Annotated in this window: 15 protein-coding genes; 10 read left to right on the top strand and 5 right to left on the bottom strand. The window is 53.0% G+C overall.

The features are described from left to right. The first annotated feature begins 83 nt into the window (after nucleotides 1-83). The 5 genes from FKP33_RS00565 to FKP33_RS00545 all read left to right on the top strand — a co-directional run bounded on the left by FKP33_RS00565 (nucleotide 84) and on the right by FKP33_RS00545 (nucleotide 5,911). Nucleotides 84-1,877, top strand: coding sequence for an AfsR/SARP family transcriptional regulator (locus FKP33_RS00565; protein WP_054795588.1), 1,794 nt, complete (start codon nucleotides 84-86; stop codon nucleotides 1,875-1,877). Between the two features lie 71 nt (nucleotides 1,878-1,948). After that, nucleotides 1,949-3,430, top strand: a complete 1,482-nt coding sequence (locus tag FKP33_RS00560; RefSeq protein WP_164751790.1) for a SpoIIE family protein phosphatase — start codon at nucleotides 1,949-1,951, stop codon at nucleotides 3,428-3,430. Beyond that, complete coding sequence (locus tag FKP33_RS00555) at nucleotides 3,417-5,045, top strand: PP2C family protein-serine/threonine phosphatase (RefSeq protein ID WP_164751791.1); 1,629 nt, start codon at nucleotides 3,417-3,419, stop codon at nucleotides 5,043-5,045. The genes FKP33_RS00560 and FKP33_RS00555 overlap by 14 nt, the downstream gene beginning before the upstream one ends. A 71-nt stretch (nucleotides 5,046-5,116) precedes the next feature. Continuing rightward, complete coding sequence (locus FKP33_RS00550; RefSeq protein WP_127607364.1) at nucleotides 5,117-5,536, top strand: ATP-binding protein; 420 nt, start codon at nucleotides 5,117-5,119, stop codon at nucleotides 5,534-5,536. A 9-nt stretch (nucleotides 5,537-5,545) separates the two neighbouring features. Continuing rightward, a complete protein-coding gene (locus tag FKP33_RS00545) occupies nucleotides 5,546-5,911 on the top strand; it encodes an STAS domain-containing protein (RefSeq protein ID WP_054795595.1) in 366 nt (121 codons plus the stop codon). Between the two features lie 173 nt (nucleotides 5,912-6,084). Here FKP33_RS00545 and FKP33_RS00540 read toward each other — a convergent pair whose 3' ends face one another. The 5 genes from FKP33_RS00540 to FKP33_RS00520 form a co-directional block, all read right to left on the bottom strand. Then, nucleotides 6,085-6,819, bottom strand: a complete 735-nt coding sequence (locus tag FKP33_RS00540) for a hypothetical protein (RefSeq protein ID WP_141333730.1) — start codon at nucleotides 6,817-6,819, stop codon at nucleotides 6,085-6,087. A gap of 94 nt (nucleotides 6,820-6,913) precedes the next feature. Beyond that, nucleotides 6,914-7,552 (bottom strand): DUF1054 domain-containing protein, encoded by a 639-nt coding sequence (locus FKP33_RS00535; protein ID WP_054795596.1) that lies wholly within the window; start codon nucleotides 7,550-7,552, stop codon nucleotides 6,914-6,916. Nucleotides 7,553-7,762: 210 nt separating this feature from the next. After that, the gene (locus FKP33_RS00530) at nucleotides 7,763-8,809 is read right to left on the bottom strand and encodes an ABC transporter substrate-binding protein (protein ID WP_127607368.1); all 1,047 of its coding nucleotides are present in this window, start codon (nucleotides 8,807-8,809) and stop codon (nucleotides 7,763-7,765) included. Between the two features lie 45 nt (nucleotides 8,810-8,854). Further along, nucleotides 8,855-9,619, bottom strand: a complete 765-nt coding sequence (locus FKP33_RS00525; RefSeq protein ID WP_236595859.1) for an ABC transporter permease — start codon at nucleotides 9,617-9,619, stop codon at nucleotides 8,855-8,857. Continuing rightward, the gene (locus FKP33_RS00520) at nucleotides 9,552-10,391 is read right to left on the bottom strand and encodes an ABC transporter ATP-binding protein (protein ID WP_141333729.1); all 840 of its coding nucleotides are present in this window, start codon (nucleotides 10,389-10,391) and stop codon (nucleotides 9,552-9,554) included. Before FKP33_RS00520 ends, FKP33_RS00525 begins: the two co-directional genes overlap by 68 nt. 157 nt (nucleotides 10,392-10,548) lie before the next feature. Here FKP33_RS00520 and FKP33_RS00515 point away from each other — a divergent pair, with 157 nt between their 5' ends. The 5 genes from FKP33_RS00515 (at nucleotide 10,549) to FKP33_RS00495 (ending at nucleotide 16,512) form a co-directional block, all read left to right on the top strand. After that, nucleotides 10,549-11,454, top strand: coding sequence for a stalk domain-containing protein (locus tag FKP33_RS00515; RefSeq protein ID WP_127607372.1), 906 nt, complete (start codon nucleotides 10,549-10,551; stop codon nucleotides 11,452-11,454). A gap of 420 nt (nucleotides 11,455-11,874) precedes the next feature. After that, a complete protein-coding gene (locus FKP33_RS00510; protein ID WP_054798746.1) occupies nucleotides 11,875-12,471 on the top strand; it encodes a hypothetical protein in 597 nt (198 codons plus the stop codon). Between the two features lie 160 nt (nucleotides 12,472-12,631). Beyond that, on the top strand, nucleotides 12,632-13,642 hold the full coding sequence (locus tag FKP33_RS00505; RefSeq protein ID WP_054795600.1) for a LacI family DNA-binding transcriptional regulator: 1,011 nt from the start codon (nucleotides 12,632-12,634) through the stop codon (nucleotides 13,640-13,642). Between the two features lie 43 nt (nucleotides 13,643-13,685). Then, a complete protein-coding gene (locus FKP33_RS00500) occupies nucleotides 13,686-14,954 on the top strand; it encodes a nickel pincer cofactor-dependent isomerase, group 22 (protein ID WP_127607374.1) in 1,269 nt (422 codons plus the stop codon). A gap of 13 nt (nucleotides 14,955-14,967) precedes the next feature. Further along, on the top strand, nucleotides 14,968-16,512 hold the full coding sequence (locus FKP33_RS00495; protein WP_127607376.1) for a gluconokinase: 1,545 nt from the start codon (nucleotides 14,968-14,970) through the stop codon (nucleotides 16,510-16,512). The last annotated feature ends 7 nt before the right edge of the window (nucleotides 16,513-16,519 follow it).

Here is a 16,519-nt window from a genome sequence, read left to right as displayed (position 1 = left end):
GCGCTTTTTATGTTAAGATATAAGAAAGTATAAGATTTCAGCGGTGGATGAAATCAGCTAAGAAAAAGGCGGCGAAAAGGCTCTTGATACCGGATGAAAGCATGGATGGACTGCTGCGAAGAAATCGCTTCCGGGAAGCGGTGATGCGAATGGAATGCGCTTTGCTGGAGGAAAGGGAGGTACAGGAAGAGCTGCTTCGGCAAATTCCTGACTCCTATCTGAACGCTTCCCCGCTGCTTCTGCAAGCACTTGGGAATATATGCTATGGCAACGGTCAGCTTTCCGAGGCGAGACAGCGGTTCGAACAGGCGATGAAGGGGTTCGGAGCGATGGCCCTCCCGGCCCGTCTGTTGTCGGCGATGTGTGCATTGGTGCAAGTGCAGCTGCGGATGGGAGACTTGGCATCGGCAGAAACATTGCTCCTATTTCTTAAGACGGAATATGAGAGGACGCCTTCCGGGGAGCGGGAAGGCGGTCTTCCCCGCGCTTTGGCGGCGGGCAGCCGCTTAATCGATGCCGATGCTCAGGCAAAGATGTGGTATCTCGAAGCGGTTGTGTTGTACGAGCGGAAGCTTCAAATGGACCAGGCTGCCTGTACATTGGCTGAACTTATAACTCAATGCGGTGCCGAGCTTCATCCGAAGGAGTGGAGGGACCTGGAATGGAAGCTGAAGCGATGGTCAGCCGTGACGGAAGACGGCAGCCTCAGTGCAGACTGGATTATATCGCTTCAGAATGCGCAGCTTGAACGCTGGGAGCATGTATACTCACAGCTGAAGAGACAGGTCCATTCCCCTTTCCGGGGGAGGGGGCCGTATTATATTTTGGTCGGCGTGCAAGTGGCTTTCTTTAGGGCGGCGTTACAGGTTTGCCCCGAGGAGGCTGCCGCCTTCGCAGACAGACTAAGCGAGCTAAAGAAACAATACCCCTCCGATATGCAGCTGCAGCACGCTTTGCTGCTTGCCGAGTATGATTGGCTGTTACGCCTTGAGCTCGCTGAGGAGGCAAAAGCGGTTATGCAAGAGGCCGGTCGGATCGCCCGTCATTTGAGGCTGCCGAATTGCTCTTCTTCTCCGGATCTTGTTCAGGAGCCGGAAACGATCCGGATCGAGCAGCCAAAACCACAGGCCGGGTGGTGGATTCGCTTTTTCGGCGGTCTGACGGTCGGGCGCGGTGCCGAGGAGGTGCGCAATATCCGATGGAAACGAAGGAAGGCGCAGGAGTTGTGCGTCTATCTGTTGCTTCAGCCCAAATACACATGCGCGAAGGAGCAGCTTATAGAGATTCTTGAGCTTGGAGAAGATCCCGAGAAGGCCGCTAAATCGCTGTATGTGATTATCCATCAGTTAAAGCAAACGCTGCACGAACAGTTGTCTATTCACGAGGGAGTGTACAGTCGTGAAGGCTTGGTCATTCTCCGTGAAGACGCCTTTGAGTATGTAGATGTGGAACGGTACTTGACGCTGCTTCGGGTGGCCGACCAATTGTGGCTGAAGGACCGCCCCCTAGCCTATGAATTCTATCTGCAGGCTTACGCCCTGTACGACGAGCTGCTTCCCGAGCTTCCATATATTTCATGGCTCGAGAACATGCGGGAGTATGTTCTGGAAAAGCAGGTTGCTGTCATCCGCAAGCTGTGCCTGATGGCAGAGGAACAGCAGGAAACGGTCCTCGAGGAAATGTACTGCCGGGAGTGGATCGATCTTAAACCTTATCAGGAAGAAGCTTGTCAGCGGTTCATGCGTCTATTGATCCGCACGCACCGGCAAAGCGAAGCGGCAGAAGTTTATGAGCGGTTCGCCCAGTGGTGTCGAGACGAGTTGGGGACGGAACCGTCCGAAGAGACTTATCTTCTCTTGGGGGGAAGTACGCGTTGACAATCTTCTCTGATGTGAGGCTGCGCTTGTGTATGATTTACGTTATCCTCCTTACGGGGGCCTCGGCCGGCATGATGCTGTTTTCGAACAAGTTCATCACCGGGAATACAGCGGCTAACCATCTTCTCACGATAAAAAGCTTCTCCATCGGGAACATGATCCTGATCGTCTTGCTCTCTGTTTTCACCTATTATCGGCTGAAGTTACGGGGTGAGGCAGGTCAACCTAATCAGCCTTCGGATATGGAGCTGCAGCGATGGTTTCGGCTGACAAGCTTCCCGGGGGAATTATTCCGGTTCTTTCTGCTCAGCGGGATGTTGGTCTCGCAAATCTATCTTTTTTCAGTACTAGACCTCCCGCCGTGGCCACCGGAAATTACGCTGCAATATGGAAAGAGCACTATGTTTAACTTTACGGCCTATTTTGCGTTTGCCATGATCCACTACTGTACAGCGCGCTGGATTTTGCGGCCTTATCTTCGAGACATGCGCATCTTTCAGCAGGAGATCTTCCGGTTCAGAAGCGCTGCCGGCATGATCATTCTCATCCTGAGCTGCAGTATCGTCTATTTATTGCTGCGCATGTTCTGGTATGCGATTGACACTAGGCTAGTCGGGGAGGCTCCGAAAATCGCCGTACTGTTGGTCATTGGAGCGACGGTAACCGTGATCGCTTTTACCGCCATTTATTATACGGCTTATTATTTGTTCCGCGATTTGGAGCGAATGACTGTTAAGCTGCGCGAGTTGGCGGGAATGAAGCGCGGGCAGCTGCACAGCCGTATTCCGATCGCTTCCCCGTATGAATCCGGGGAGCTGGCCATGGCCTTTAACGCGCTGCAGTCCCGGTTCGAGAAGGAATATGCACGCATCGACAATGACATGAAGCTGGCGTTACATGTGCAGGAGCAGCTGTTTGCCCATCGGCCCGAGGAATTCAAGGAATGGCGGTTTGACGGAGCTTGCAGCTGGCCGTTGGAAGTCGGGGGAGGTTTCTATGATGTGCTGCCGTTAACGGATCATCGTGCAGCCATTGCGGCGGGCAGCGTGACAGGGAAAGGCCTGCCTTCAGCGCTGGTTATGTCAGCACTTCTCATGATGCTCCGTACGAAAGTTCAAGATGCAGCTTCAGCGGGAGAACTGTTAACGGAGTTGAATGCTTCGCTGGCCGACATTTTGCCGGACGGCCTTCACATACATATGGCCATCGGGATCATCGATAGTGAACGAGGGATGCTGGAATATGCTTTGGCCGGCAACATGTGTGCGCGGGTCGTTCAGTCGGAGCCATACCTTGAAGGAGGTCCGCATGCGGAGCCGCTGGGAAGCCGTTATCATAGGCAATACGATAACCGGCAATTTCCGTTGCAGAGGGAATGCATCGTCATGCTGCATGCGTCAGGCATGGCTGTTCCGTCAGGAGAGGATGTATACGCAGTATGGGAGCAGCGGGCTGTGCTTCGGCAAGGGTTCGTCTCTTCCAACCAAAGCATGGAGGTTCAAAGCTGTGTCATGGCATTCAGAGCCGGGAGGGACAAGCATGGCGGCACATGACAGGTCGAAAGGACTTATGCTGCGGCTGCTGGCGGCTTATATCGCTGCGTTGTTCGGAGGCTCCATTTTTATTTTTATCAACAATATCGTTATCCATGGAAGAACGATACAGAAATTGCTGGAGTTCAACGTTCCTTTCGTTCTGTTAAGCGACCTTGTGTTCACGCTTTTGCTGCTGGCGATTACATATTGGCGTTTGTATCCGGTCCTCCGATATTTCCGAGTGCAGCCCCCGCATGTTGCCAAATCCATCGTTTTCGACCGGCTTATGCGGTTTCCGCTGGAATTATTTTGGGGAATGGTGCTGCTTTCCATTGTATTCATCGTTTTGTATCATGGGTCAGAAATCATGATGGGCAGCAGAGCCTTAGCTTCGATTGACAATGCTGCCCGTTTGCTCAATAGCGTTTTATCCGAGCTAAGCCTCTCTCTCATCCTGGCCATCCTGTTGTTCAGCATTACCCGGCATCTTCTGCGTTCTTATGCTGTCCGTTTGGAGATACATTCGATTGTCCGTGAGAAACCTTATTCCGCTGTAAGCCTGATTGCTATGTCAGCAGTTGTTTGCTTTGTGATTACATTTTCAGCCGCATCGCGCGTCATTGTTCGATCGAACCCCGATGAACTTTTTAAGGTTAGTGACTTTTTGTTGATAGCCGGGGTATATGCTGCTTTCGCTATCGGAATTGTATCGCTGTATATGGTGGAGCTTCGTAAGGAACTTCGGATGCTGATTGACGGTCTGCACGCCCTGTCCGGAGGAATGAAAACAACCTTGCATCAGAAGCTTACCATCATCTCACTCGACGAAACGGGAAGGCTGGCTGATGCCTTCAATGCTCTTCAACATTGGGTGGAACGAACATACGACGAGGTTGATCGTCAGCTGAAGCTGGCGTACAAGGTTCAGCAACGGCTGCTTCCGACATCTTTTCCCGTAATGGAAGGGGTGGACATTGCGGCCTCCTGCCAACAATGTCAGGAGGTTGGCGGAGATTTTTACGATGTCATTCCACTGGGAGAACGATATTATTGTGTGGCGATCGGCGATGTGACGGGAAAAGGATTGCCGGCAGCGCTGCTTGTGTCCGCTATGATGACAGGACTTCGCACAGAGGCTGCCAAAGGAGGAACAGCCGGGGATATCATAACCAGGCTCAATCGCCATGTTTTTCATATGACGCAAGGAAAGATGTTCACGACTTTGGGGCTGGCACTGATTGACCTGTCATCCGGAACGGCACGGTTGGAATATGCCAGTGCAGGACATCTCGATCCTTACATCTTTCGAAATGGACAGGTGATGGAATTGCAATGCTCATCACTGCCGCTGGGCATTTCACCGGATACGGTTTATCAGGGGATCCTCAATACACTAGCTCCGGGAGATATATTCATTTTGTATACAGACGGCATCATCGAGAGCCGCCATGCATCGGGGGGCATGCTGGGATTCGAATGGTGGGAGCAGGAGCTCCGGCAGCTGTCGCCTTACCGGGGGCTTGAGGAACAGCTGTTAAGGCTGATCAAGCGACCGCAGCATGAGGAAGCGGAAGAGTTGGGCGATGACCGTACGCTTGTTATGGTAAGATGGAACGGATACACAAGCGTGTAAGTTTTTTGTTATAGGAATGGTGGACAATAGAAACGGATCTTATCACGCGTTAGCAGTAGGAGGGAGGATCAATGAGTGCTGCTTCGGTTTTTAAGGAATGGAACATGCCCGGCGAATATGGCTGTGAAAAGAAGATAATGCAAGAGGTTGCCTCCGTTATTGCTCGAATCAATCCGGAAGAACACCGAATTGATGATATAATGACTGTTATTGCCGAGGTATGCTTGAACGCGATCGAGCACGGGAATCTCTCGAATCCAAGCCTCCCTGTGACGCTCCAAATGATCGCGGACAACGAAAAATACAAATTTCGAGTCCTGGATCATGGAACCCGAAAGCCGGTTATTCCTTATGAGCAGCCGCTTTCGGACAAATGGAAGGAGGAACACCCGAGGGGCTGGGGGTTGTTCCTAATAAGAAGACTTTCGGACCGGTTTGAATTTGGTGAGAGGGACGGGAAAGTGTATGTGGATGTTATCTTTTATCGGTAGGAGGTTGCTATGGACAGCCAATTTCGAGCAGACATGCGGACTCATGTAAAAACCGTGATTATTGATTTATATGGCGATCTTTCAAACCAATCCGAGGAAGGCTTGCTTGGTTTACGGGAGTGGGAGCTGGGATTGGGTCAAAATAAGAGGTTTTTGATCCTGAACTTCACGCAGGTTCCTTATATTAACAGTATGGGCATTGCGGTTCTTATCCGCATTGTGAGGTCGCTCATGAAAACCGGATGTCAAACGTTCGCCTATGGGGTCACGCCGCATTATCAGAAGCTGTTTCGCATGGTCGGCTTGACCGAATATATCATGATTTACCCGGATGAGTATTCGATTCTGCAGCGCATTGAAACCATCCAGGAGTGAAAAGGAAGGGAGCAACCAGTTCACGGCAGGATGTCAGCCTACGCGTATATAGATGATGTCGCTCATCAGGAATCCTTTGTTTATCCGATCTTCTTCATCACTAGCATGCTTCCAAAACAATAGGGGACTATGGAAACAGGCGAGGGCCGGGGAGCCTTCGCCTGTGCCCATAATTATTCCGCTTTTTTGTCGCCGGCTGTATGCTTGCGGTCAACCATTTTCTCGATCCACGGCGTCATCTCATCTTTGATTTTGCTAATCAACTGTTCCTTGGTGATTCCCTTGCCTTGAGCAATCTCTGCCAACGATTTGCCGGCTTTGAGCTCCGCCTTCAATTCGTCCTCCGAGATACCTAGAATACCGGCAAGCTTCTCCTTGGCGGGCATCATGATCTGATGCTTGCCTCCGTGTCCGTGCATTCGCTTCTTTCCTTCGCCGTTCAGCTTTTGGTTCACCATGAATTTCAGGTGGTCTTCCATATTCTGCTTCAGCTTCGCCGCTTTATCCGCCGTCAGCTTGCCGGAGGCAGCGGCCTCGTCGATTTGTTTCGTCCGCCCGGCTTGAAGCTTGGCGATCAGATCAGCTTCGCTGATCTTTTTCTCGGCGGCGAGCTGCACCAGCGTCTTGTCCTTCAGCGACTGCTTCAGCGTCTCCTGATCCATGCCGAGAATGGCGGCAGCTTCCTCAAAGATCGGCATAGACTTGCCGTGCTTACCGCGTGCTTTTTCGCCTCTGTCCGACCATTCCTTGGCTCCTGCCGGTTTGTCCGCGCTGTCCTGCGGCTGAACGACGGCATCCGGCGTCTCTGCGCGAACGAATTGCTTCGTGCCGTAAAGCGTGCCGCCGCCCAGCAGCAAGGCAAGCGCTAGGGAGGAGACAATCATTTTTTTGGCATACGTTTGCTTCATAACAATGCACCATCCTTACGTAGGTTTCGGTTTTCACCAACTATAACGTATGCAAACCATATTAACCTTACTTTAAAGCAAGCTTAGTTTAAAATTAATTTTTCATACCCATAGATAAATGATATAAGGGCAGCAGATGATCGAAAGTTTCGTTAGCGAGTTCAATGAACTTTTCTCCGTCTTGCAGAACAGGGTCGTCTTTCATGATATTTCGTCCGATCAGCAGCTCCGCCTTTTTCACGTCGCGAAACCGCTCAAGGCCTTGTTTCCACTGTTCTTCATCCATGGCTGACAGACTCAGCGCATCTTTCCTCATATGATCGAACGAAATCACAACGTCGGCCGGCAGAAGTTGTTTGATCTCGGGGGCCTGCTGCAGAAACTTCTCTGCGATCTCCTTTTTATTTGGAAGCTCGTAGATGAATGCAAGCCAGATGAAAACCCGATCATCGAACAAGCCGATTTGAAAATGAGGATGCTGCTTATAGCCGCGTTTATTGTTTGCTATAGCCATCCATGTGTCTACGGGCGGATTCACTTTTCTGCGGGCATGCTTTGCAATATGCAGGAACATTTCCAGTCCGGAGCGGACGGAGAGAGACTGTAAAATATCTTCGCCGATCGTTTGGAATTTGGGCTGGATCCGGGTTTGAATGGCTTTCATCCGTTCTTCCAACCCGTTGATCGTAAACGTATCAAAATCCGCTTTTATAAATCCTTTGAATGCCGTCATTCTGCTAGCCTCCACACTTCCTTTTTCTTCAAACAATATAACACACTCTGTGACAGATGACCACGAATACACAGTGAAATTCGACGGCAATCGACACCACATCGATTTCGCCGGGGATGGTGCTTCGCACAAGATGGAGGTGCCTGCCCAAAGCTTATTGATTTCCCGGCGAAACAAACGGAGCTGCGCGCCGCGCAGCTCCGTTTCACTTTACTTGCCCTGCTTCACTTCATCCAGCAAAGAGAGATCGAGGAACTTGCTCAGATCAAGCTCTTCTTTCTTCATGTCTTTGATGTAGCCCGCCTCGATGGAGACACGCGCCATTTCTTCAATCGCTTCCTTACTGACGTCGGTCGTCAGGTTCAGATGAGAGAGCGCAGCCTTGATCAGGCCTACGTCCATCCCTTTGCCGCTGAGCTCCTTCAACCGGTTGTTGACAAGCTCATACGATTTATCGGGGTTTTGCTTGATAAATTCGATCGCTTCGGCGTTCGCTTTGATCGCCTTCTTCGCCAATTCACGGTTTTCCTTCAGGAATTTATCCCCGGCTACCAGAATGACAAGCGGATAGTTTCCTTTGTTTGGCGGAATTTGGTCCCAAGGCACGATGACTTTACCGATGCCTTCCTGCTCCATCTGCGTGCCCCATGGCTCCGGAATAAGCGTGGCGTCGATTTCCTTCTGGCGCATGGCGATGAGCGTGTCCGCCGGAGCACGGGCGATGATCTGAACGCCGCTTTTATCCGTAGTTACTTTCAAGTTGTTCTCCTGAAGCAAGAGCCGCAGCGAAATTTCGTTCGTGCTTCCCTTGGTCGGGATAGCAACCGTCTTGCCGGCCAAATCTTTCACGCTGTTAATGCCGGAATCTTTACCTGCCACGAGCACCGCGCCTCCGTTATTCGAGCCGGAGATGATGCGGAAGTTTTTGCTCTTGATATATTGGTTCGTGGACGGGCCGGGACCTACGAAGCCTAGGTCGATTTGATCCGTTGCCAGGGCGGTGGAGAAATCGGAGCCGTTATCGAAAGCCTGAACCTCGATTTTGACGTTGTCTCCCCAATGCTTTTGAAACAATCCTTGCTCCAATGCTACATAGCCCGGTGCATGCGTCACGTTCTTGAAGATGCCAAGACGCACCGTCTTCGCTGCGGCAGCGTCGCCGCCGGCATTGTTCGGAGCTTCCGTTTTGCCGCCGCAAGCCGACAGGGCAAGCGCACCGGACAGCAAGACTGCGAGTAGTACAGAACCTTTTTTCATCTCTTGTTTTCTCCTTTGCTGTGTAGCCGGATCACTAGTGGATCCTTATTTTTTGCTGCTAATCAGACCGTAACGCACCAACAATTTATCTTCCAGGCGCTTGAAGCAGAAATGGTCGGACACCGTACCGAGCACCGCGATGATAATGACGATACAGAGCATTAGCGCCGTATCCGCCAGATTGCGGCCGTCCTGCAGCAATTGCCCGAGGCCCACTCCTTTGGCGATCAGTTCGCCGGCAACAAGCGCCCGCCAAGCAAACGCCCAAGCGACGCGCACACCGGTCATCATATGCGGAAAAGCGGCGGGCACCATGACCTGATAAAACATCCGCAGCCCATCCCCGGTACCCATCGTTTGCGCTGCCTTAATGTAAATAGACGGGATGTTCTTAATCCCGGTCCGGCTTGCCATCGCCATCGTCCAGGTCGCGCCGAGCGTGGTGATGAAAATAACGGCAAAATCACCCATCCCAAACCAGATGATGGCAAACGGAAGCCAAGCAATACTTGGAATGGTCTGCAGGGCGACAACCAGAAAGCCGATGGTATCGTCAATGAGACGATAGCGGGCGAACAGAAAGCCAAGCGCCGTTCCGACGACGATGGCCAGAACGAAGGCCAGCAGAAGTCTCTTCAAGCTCTGGTAAGTGGCTTCCAGCAGCTGTCCGTGAACGAATCCGTCATAGAAAGCAAGGAACGTCTGGGTGACGGAAGGGAACTTCCAGCCCCAGTCGAAAATTCTAAATCCCGCTTCCCACGCTATCAGCAGCAGAATCAGAAAGATGCTTCTTCTTAAGGCTGTATTCATCGCCCATCTCCTCCTTTACCACTTTTTCCAGTTCATCGGCCAGCGCTTCCATGATGCTGGCTTCCACGTGGCGTAAGACGGAATCGGAGTAATCCCGAGGGCGGGCCGCTTTCACGGCGAACTCCTTCTTAATCGTACCTGGACGGGTCGACATGACGAGCACGCGGTCGGACAGGATAACGGCTTCCCTGATATTATGTGTAATAAACAAAATCGTCTTACGCGTCTTCATCCAAATTTCTTCAAGATCTTTATGCAGGATGAGCCGGGTTTGCTCGTCCAAAGCCGCGAACGGCTCGTCCATCAGCAAAATGTCTGAATCCATGGCGAGGGCCCGCGCGATCGCCGCCCGCTGCTTCATCCCTCCGGAGAGCTCGTGAGGATACCGGTCTGTAAATTTGCTCAGATGAACCGCCTTGATATGCTCCTTCGCCAACGCTTCCCGTTCCGCTTTACGGATGCCTTTCTGCTTCAAGCCGAAGGCGACGTTCTCCAGCACGGTCAGCCAAGGGAAAAGGGCGTGCTCCTGAAACACAACGACCCGGTCGGGTCCCGGACCGTCAGACGGTTTGCCGTTCACGACAATCGACCCTTTCTCCGCTTGATCCAGCCCCGCTACCAGGTTAAGCAGCGTCGATTTGCCGCAGCCGGAAGGCCCGAGCAGGGAGACGAACTCGCCCTTCTGTATTGTTAAAGACACGTCGTCAATCGCGGTGTAAGGAGCGGCACCGCGCTGCTGAAACGTCTTGCTGACGTTGCGAATTTCGATCAACACAATCACTCCTTTCAGATTCTAGTTGTAGAGGACAGATATCAAACCTATTTTATAGGAATTAGTCATCTTGTCAACTCGTTTTTTTGGCAGGAAATCGTCCGGTTTTGTCGAATCAATGGGGACGGCTATTTCATATAAGAAAGGTTTGAATATCATGAAACGTTACCAACGCGTTATGGTGGCTGCGGGCTTGCTCAGCGGCGCCTTTACGGCAGGTGTGTATGCCGAGGACGTCCTGCAGCGGGTGGACGCGTACTTGCGGCCCGACTTTCAAATCGTACTGAACGGTACCGCCGTTCAATTGGAAAGTCCGGCGCTCGTGTACAACGACACCAGCTATTTGCCTTTGAAGGAGCTTGCACAGCGGCTCGGAGCCAATATTTATTGGAAGGGCGATACGAAGACGATTTACATCAACAGCCGGATCAATCCCGAGCAGCGCCCGGACGAGCAGGACACGACGTATGAAGCGCTGGAGCTCTCCAACCCTTATTCGGCGATGATGAACTATTTGGGCTCGGATTACCCCGTCCTGCTTACGTATAACGCCAAAACGAGCAACTACGGCTTGTATTACCGGGAGAAGGATGCCAAACGGATGGGGATCGATACGAGCGGTTTGGCCAAAGCGAAGGATCGGTTGACGAATGAAACGTTCGTTCACGAGAAGGAATTGCAGAAGCGATGGCGCCAAGCGCCGAAGCAGGTATATGCGTCCGGCTACGAAGCGTATGTGATCGCCGATGAGCTGCATCCGAAGAAGCTCGGGCTGCTTCGCAGCCACATCAAAGGGATGACCCTGATCAAGTACAGCGATGTGGAGTATTATACAAAGCCGATTATGGTCGAGAAAGACATCGACAAGACGGATACTTACAAGTTCCTGTACCTGGAAACCGTTCGAATGAAAAATGTGCCGGTCCCACAAACCCGCTACAAACTGGCCGAGTTGAGATTGACGCAAGATATCCTGAATCCGGACAGTTACACGGTCAACATTGCCAATACATACGACTTGCTGCTCGAAGCCGACAAACGCGAGCATCCGGAGGAGCCTTAATCCGTTCGGCCGCCATGAACAACATCGCAATCGACGACTGTTCTCGCAGCTCTTGTGCATCATGATTCCGGCGCCGAAGGACAAGATCAAGAAGGCTTGTATAAGCCCGCGGGGAATGGCTCCGCGGGCTTGGCGCGTTCGCTCGAAACGCCCCCCGCGATGGATTGGCAGCGCTGTCATGCAGGCAGGCCGCCGAAAAAATAGGTGGTTTTTTCGAAAAAAAAAGTCAATAATCCAAGTTGCTAAAACATATGATTCATAATAAGATAGAACTAAGAAACAGAATAGTCAGAAAATTCACTCAAAGCGATGCGGCTGTTCTTCATTTCTGATTGTTCCATTCATCGAAGCCGACGCAGCAAGGTTCGCGCAAATCGATGAACTTTATTGACACCGTTCAAACCCAGAGGAGGGATTGCCGTGAGTAAAAGTCATGAAGTAGAATATTGCAACCTTGAGTTACGATTTGACCGTCGGCTAATCCGTAACTTCATCAAAACGCTCATTCAAGAGGGTTACTCGCTCTATTGGAATGAAAGCGATCAGCAGTTCATCGTTTCCATTCGTACCGGCCGCAAGCTGGTAAAGCTGAAATTTCAACGCATCGGAGAGCGCTATAAAATCGTCGGCAACTATTCGTTCAAAGACGAAAAACTGGCGGAACTTATGGAGAAAATGATCGGCGATACCCGAGGCCATGCGGTTGTCAAACGGTTCAAAGACCGGCAAATCTTAATTGAGAACATTATGTTCGGAGAAATCATCCGAATGGTGGAAATTTCAGGGGTGGAGCACAAAGTACTTTTTCAAAAAGAGCCGGTGGTGACCGTGGAAGAAATGATGCAAGCATTCCGCTCCAGGCGGCCCGACGAGCGGATCCCGGTATTGCGGCTGGAGCTTGATTACGAATTGGCGATGCTGCATGAGGCGCTTCAAGAAGGGGATACGCGAAAAATTTTAACTTGCAAAGAGAAGCTGAAGGAGCTGCGGCATGAAATGTTATTGCTTGAAATGTAAGACTGAATTGCAATAGGCTTCCCGTTAGACGGATCGAATCTGTCGCGCGGGAAGCCTTTTTAAGTTAGAACCGATGTTCTGCTGCCTCGCTGCATCCCGTATAAGAAATCCGATTGTTAACGTGTGCATGGCTATGATATGATAAAGAGGAGGTGGTTTCATGAGCAACGTGACGATCAAGGACATCGCTAGAATGGCCGGTGTTTCGCATACGACGGTATCCCGGGCGCTCAACGACAGCCCGCTGATCAATCCGGAAACGAAGGAGAAGATCAAATCGATCGCAGGAAGCTTGAATTATACCCCGAACTACAGCGCGAAGAGCCTGGTACTGGACCGATCTTATAACCTGGGGCTGTTCTTTACGACCTTGCGTCAAGGGACCTCGCCCGGCTTTCTATACGAAGCGATTAAAGGGGTTAACGAGATCATCAAGGACAGGTATAATTTGATCGTGCGCGGCATCGACGACTATAAGAGCTACCACCACGTCAATCGCAAAAGCTTTGACGGCATTATGCTGATGAGTCAAAGCGCAGCGGATCAGCCGTTCATCGAATACGCCTCCGATCACGGCATCCCGTTCATCGTACTGAACCGGGAGGTCGAAATGAGCGGTGTCGTGAATTTGATTCCCGACGATCAGAGCGGCGCTTACCGGATGACGGAGTATATGCTGCGCTGCGGCCATCGGAGAATCGCCATCGTGGAAGGGAAAGCGGGCTTCAAATCGGCCCAGGCCCGTAAGGAGGGCTATCGCGAGGCGCTGCTCGCTTACGGGATCCCGCTGCAGGACGAGCTTTGCATTCGCGGGGATTACGGCTTGGAGAGCGGCTACAAAGCGATGGTGCGGCTGCTTGCGCTGCCTGAACGTCCGACGGCCGTCTTTTGCAGCAGCGACGATATGGCGCTCGGAGCGGTGAAAGCGGCGGTAGAACGGGGGCTGCGCGTGCCGGATGACGTTTCGGTGGCGGGCTTCGACGATACGGGCTATTCGGCCTTCACAACCCCTGCGCTGACGACGGTGCGACGGCCGATCGAGGAGATGAGCCGCGCGGGCGCCGAAAGACTTATGGCCCTGCTTGAGACCAAAGAAAGCGCGGAGCGCAAAACATTGTTTCATACGGAGCTCATCGTTCGCGATTCCGTCAAACGGCTGAACACGGAATGAGCCTGACACTCAAACAAAGTCATCTATGGAGGAGAATAAGTAAATGAGCATACTGAAAACACTGCTGCAAGATATCCCCCTGCCGAAAATGGTTCGCATCCGGCAAAAATTCGACGCCACCCGATTGGAAGATCCGGTCGCGGTCCTTCGCACGGAGCTGAACAAACCCGGCGCGATGGACCGGATCCGGCCGGGACAACGGGTGGCGGTCGCTGTCGGCAGCCGGGGAGTGGCACATATTGCCGACTTCACACGCGCAACGGTCGAAGCGATTCAAGCGGCAGGGGCGCATCCGTTCATCGTGCCATGCATGGGCAGTCATGGCGGCGCAACGGCGGAAGGGCAAGTGGATGTCCTGCACCATCTCGGCGTGACGGAGGAAGCGATGGGCGCGCCGATCCTCTCTTCGATGGAAGTGATCGAGATCGACCGGCTGCCGAACGGCCTTCCGGTCTATGTCGACAAGTATGCATCGGAAGCGGACGCGATCGTCGTCATCAATCGGGTGAAACCGCACACGGCTTTCCGCGGCCGGATCGAAAGCGGCATTATGAAAATGATCTCGATCGGGCTCGGGAAGCAAAAAGGCGCTGAAGCCTGCCACCAGCTCGGGTTTAAATATATGGCCGAGAACGTGCCGGCGATGGCGCGGATTATGATCGACAAGCTGCCGATCGTATTCGGCATTGCGCTGGTTGAGAACGCCTATGACGAGACGTGCATCGTCGAGGTGCTGCCGGCGGAGCAAATCGAGGAGCGGGAAGTTGTGCTGCTCGAAGCGGCCAAGGCGCGGCTGCCGAAAATATTGTTCGATCAGATTGACGTTCTTGTGATCGACTATATTGGGAAGAACATCAGCGGCGACGGCATGGATCCGAATGTCACCGGCCGTTATCCGACCCCTTATGCGCACGGCGGACCTGACGTTTCGAAGATGGTCGTGCTCGATCTGACGCCGGAGACGAAAGGTAACGCGAACGGCGTCGGAACGGCGGACTTCACGACGCAGCGTCTGGTCGACAAAGCCGATTTGGTCGCCACCTATGCCAACGGCTTGACGTCGACCGTCTGCGCCCCAACGAAAATTGCGACTACGCTCGAGAACGACGAGTATGCGATTAAAGCGGCGGTCAAAACTTGCAACATCCTCGATTACACGAAGTGCCGTTTGGTGCGCATTCAAGATACGCTGCACGTGGGGGAAATCGAAATATCGGTCAACTTGCTGGAGGAAGCGAAGCTGCATCCGGATATCGAAATATTGACCGAACCGTATGAGCTGAAGTTTAATGCGGACGGGAACTTGAGATAAAGGAGCGTTGCACGTGCTAAAGCCATATATCATCGCAGCCGATATCGGCACGACTAGTGCGAAGACGCTGCTGTTCGACCGGGAAGGACGCATTCTGGCTTCCCATGCGGTCGAATATCCGCTGCATACCCCGAAGCCGGACATGGCGGAGCAGGATCCGGAGCAAATTTATCAAGCGGTGTTGACCGGGATTCAGGCGGTCGTCCGTCAGGCTTCCGTGCTGCCGGGACAAGTGATGTGCGTGTCCTTCAGCTCTGCCATGCACAGCTTGATTGCCGTCGACGAAGCCTTGAGGCCGCTGACGCCTTGTATAACATGGGCGGATAACCGAAGCGCCGGATACGTGAAACCGGTGAAGGAGCAGTTGAACGGTCACGAGATATATATGCGGACGGGAACGCCGATTCATCCGATGAGCCCGCTGCTCAAGCTGTTGTGGTTTCGCGATCACCGCCCGGAGCTGTTTGCCGCGGCTTATAAATTTATCGGCATTAAAGAATATGTATTTGCCCGGTTGTTTGGGGAATGCGTCATCGATCATTCGCTTGCAAGCGCCACGGGGCTGTTCAATTTGCGCAGCCTCGATTGGGACTCGGAGGCGACGGCCCTCTGTGGCGTACGCCGTGAGCAGCTGTCCAGGCCGGTGCCGACGACGCATGTCATGCAAGGCTTGCGGGCTGAAGATGCCGCACGGCTCGGTCTTGCTGCGGATACCCCGTTCGTCGTCGGCGCATCGGACGGCGTGCTGGCGAATTTAGGCGCGGGCGCGTTCGAGCCGGGCATCTATTCGGTCACGATCGGTACGAGCGGCGCTGTGCGCGGCGTCGTCCGTGAGCCGGTGACCGACCCGAAGGGAAGGCTATTTTGTTATGCGCTGAAGGAAGACTTCTGGGTTGTCGGAGGCGCGATCAACAACGGAGGCATCATGTTCCGCTGGGTGCGCGATCAATTGGCGACGGCGGAAGCCGAAGAAGGCCGCCGGCGGGGGATGGACCCTTACGAATATTTGACGGCATTGGCGGCGGAAGTGCCGCACGGCTCGGACGGACTGCTCTTCCTGCCTTTGCTGGCGGGGGAACGGGCTCCCTACTGGAACGCCAACGCCCGGGGCGTATTTTTCGGACTTTCGTTGTACCATCAGAAGAAGCATATGATCCGCTCCGTGCTCGAGGGCGTCATGTACCGCATCCATACGGTGGTCGACGCGCTGGAGGAGCTGAGCGGACCCACACGCGAAATTCGCGCTTCCGGTGGCTTCGCGCGTTCGCCGTTCTGGCTGCAAATGATGTCCGACGTGCTCGGCAGTCCGGTAGCGGTACCGAATACGATCGAGGGCTCCGGCGCGGGCGCAGCGCTGCTCGGCATGTTGGCCGTCGGGGAAATTCGTGATTTCTCCAGCGTTCATAACTGGGTGCAGGTGCGCCATACGCTGCAGACGGATCTCAAAGCGTTCGAAGTGTACCGGCAGTTGACAACCATTTATAGTCGTGTGTACCATCAGTTGAAAGATGAGTTCGATGCGATTGCCGCCTTTCAACAGCAGCACACGTTATCTTAGGAGGGCG

The sequence above is a fragment of the Paenibacillus sp. tmac-D7 genome, assembly GCF_006519665.1.
Taxonomy (GTDB): domain Bacteria; phylum Bacillota; class Bacilli; order Paenibacillales; family NBRC-103111; genus Paenibacillus_G; species Paenibacillus_G validus.
The sequence above is the reverse complement of the archived record's forward strand: the minus strand, read 5'-3'. Positions and strand labels throughout refer to the sequence as shown.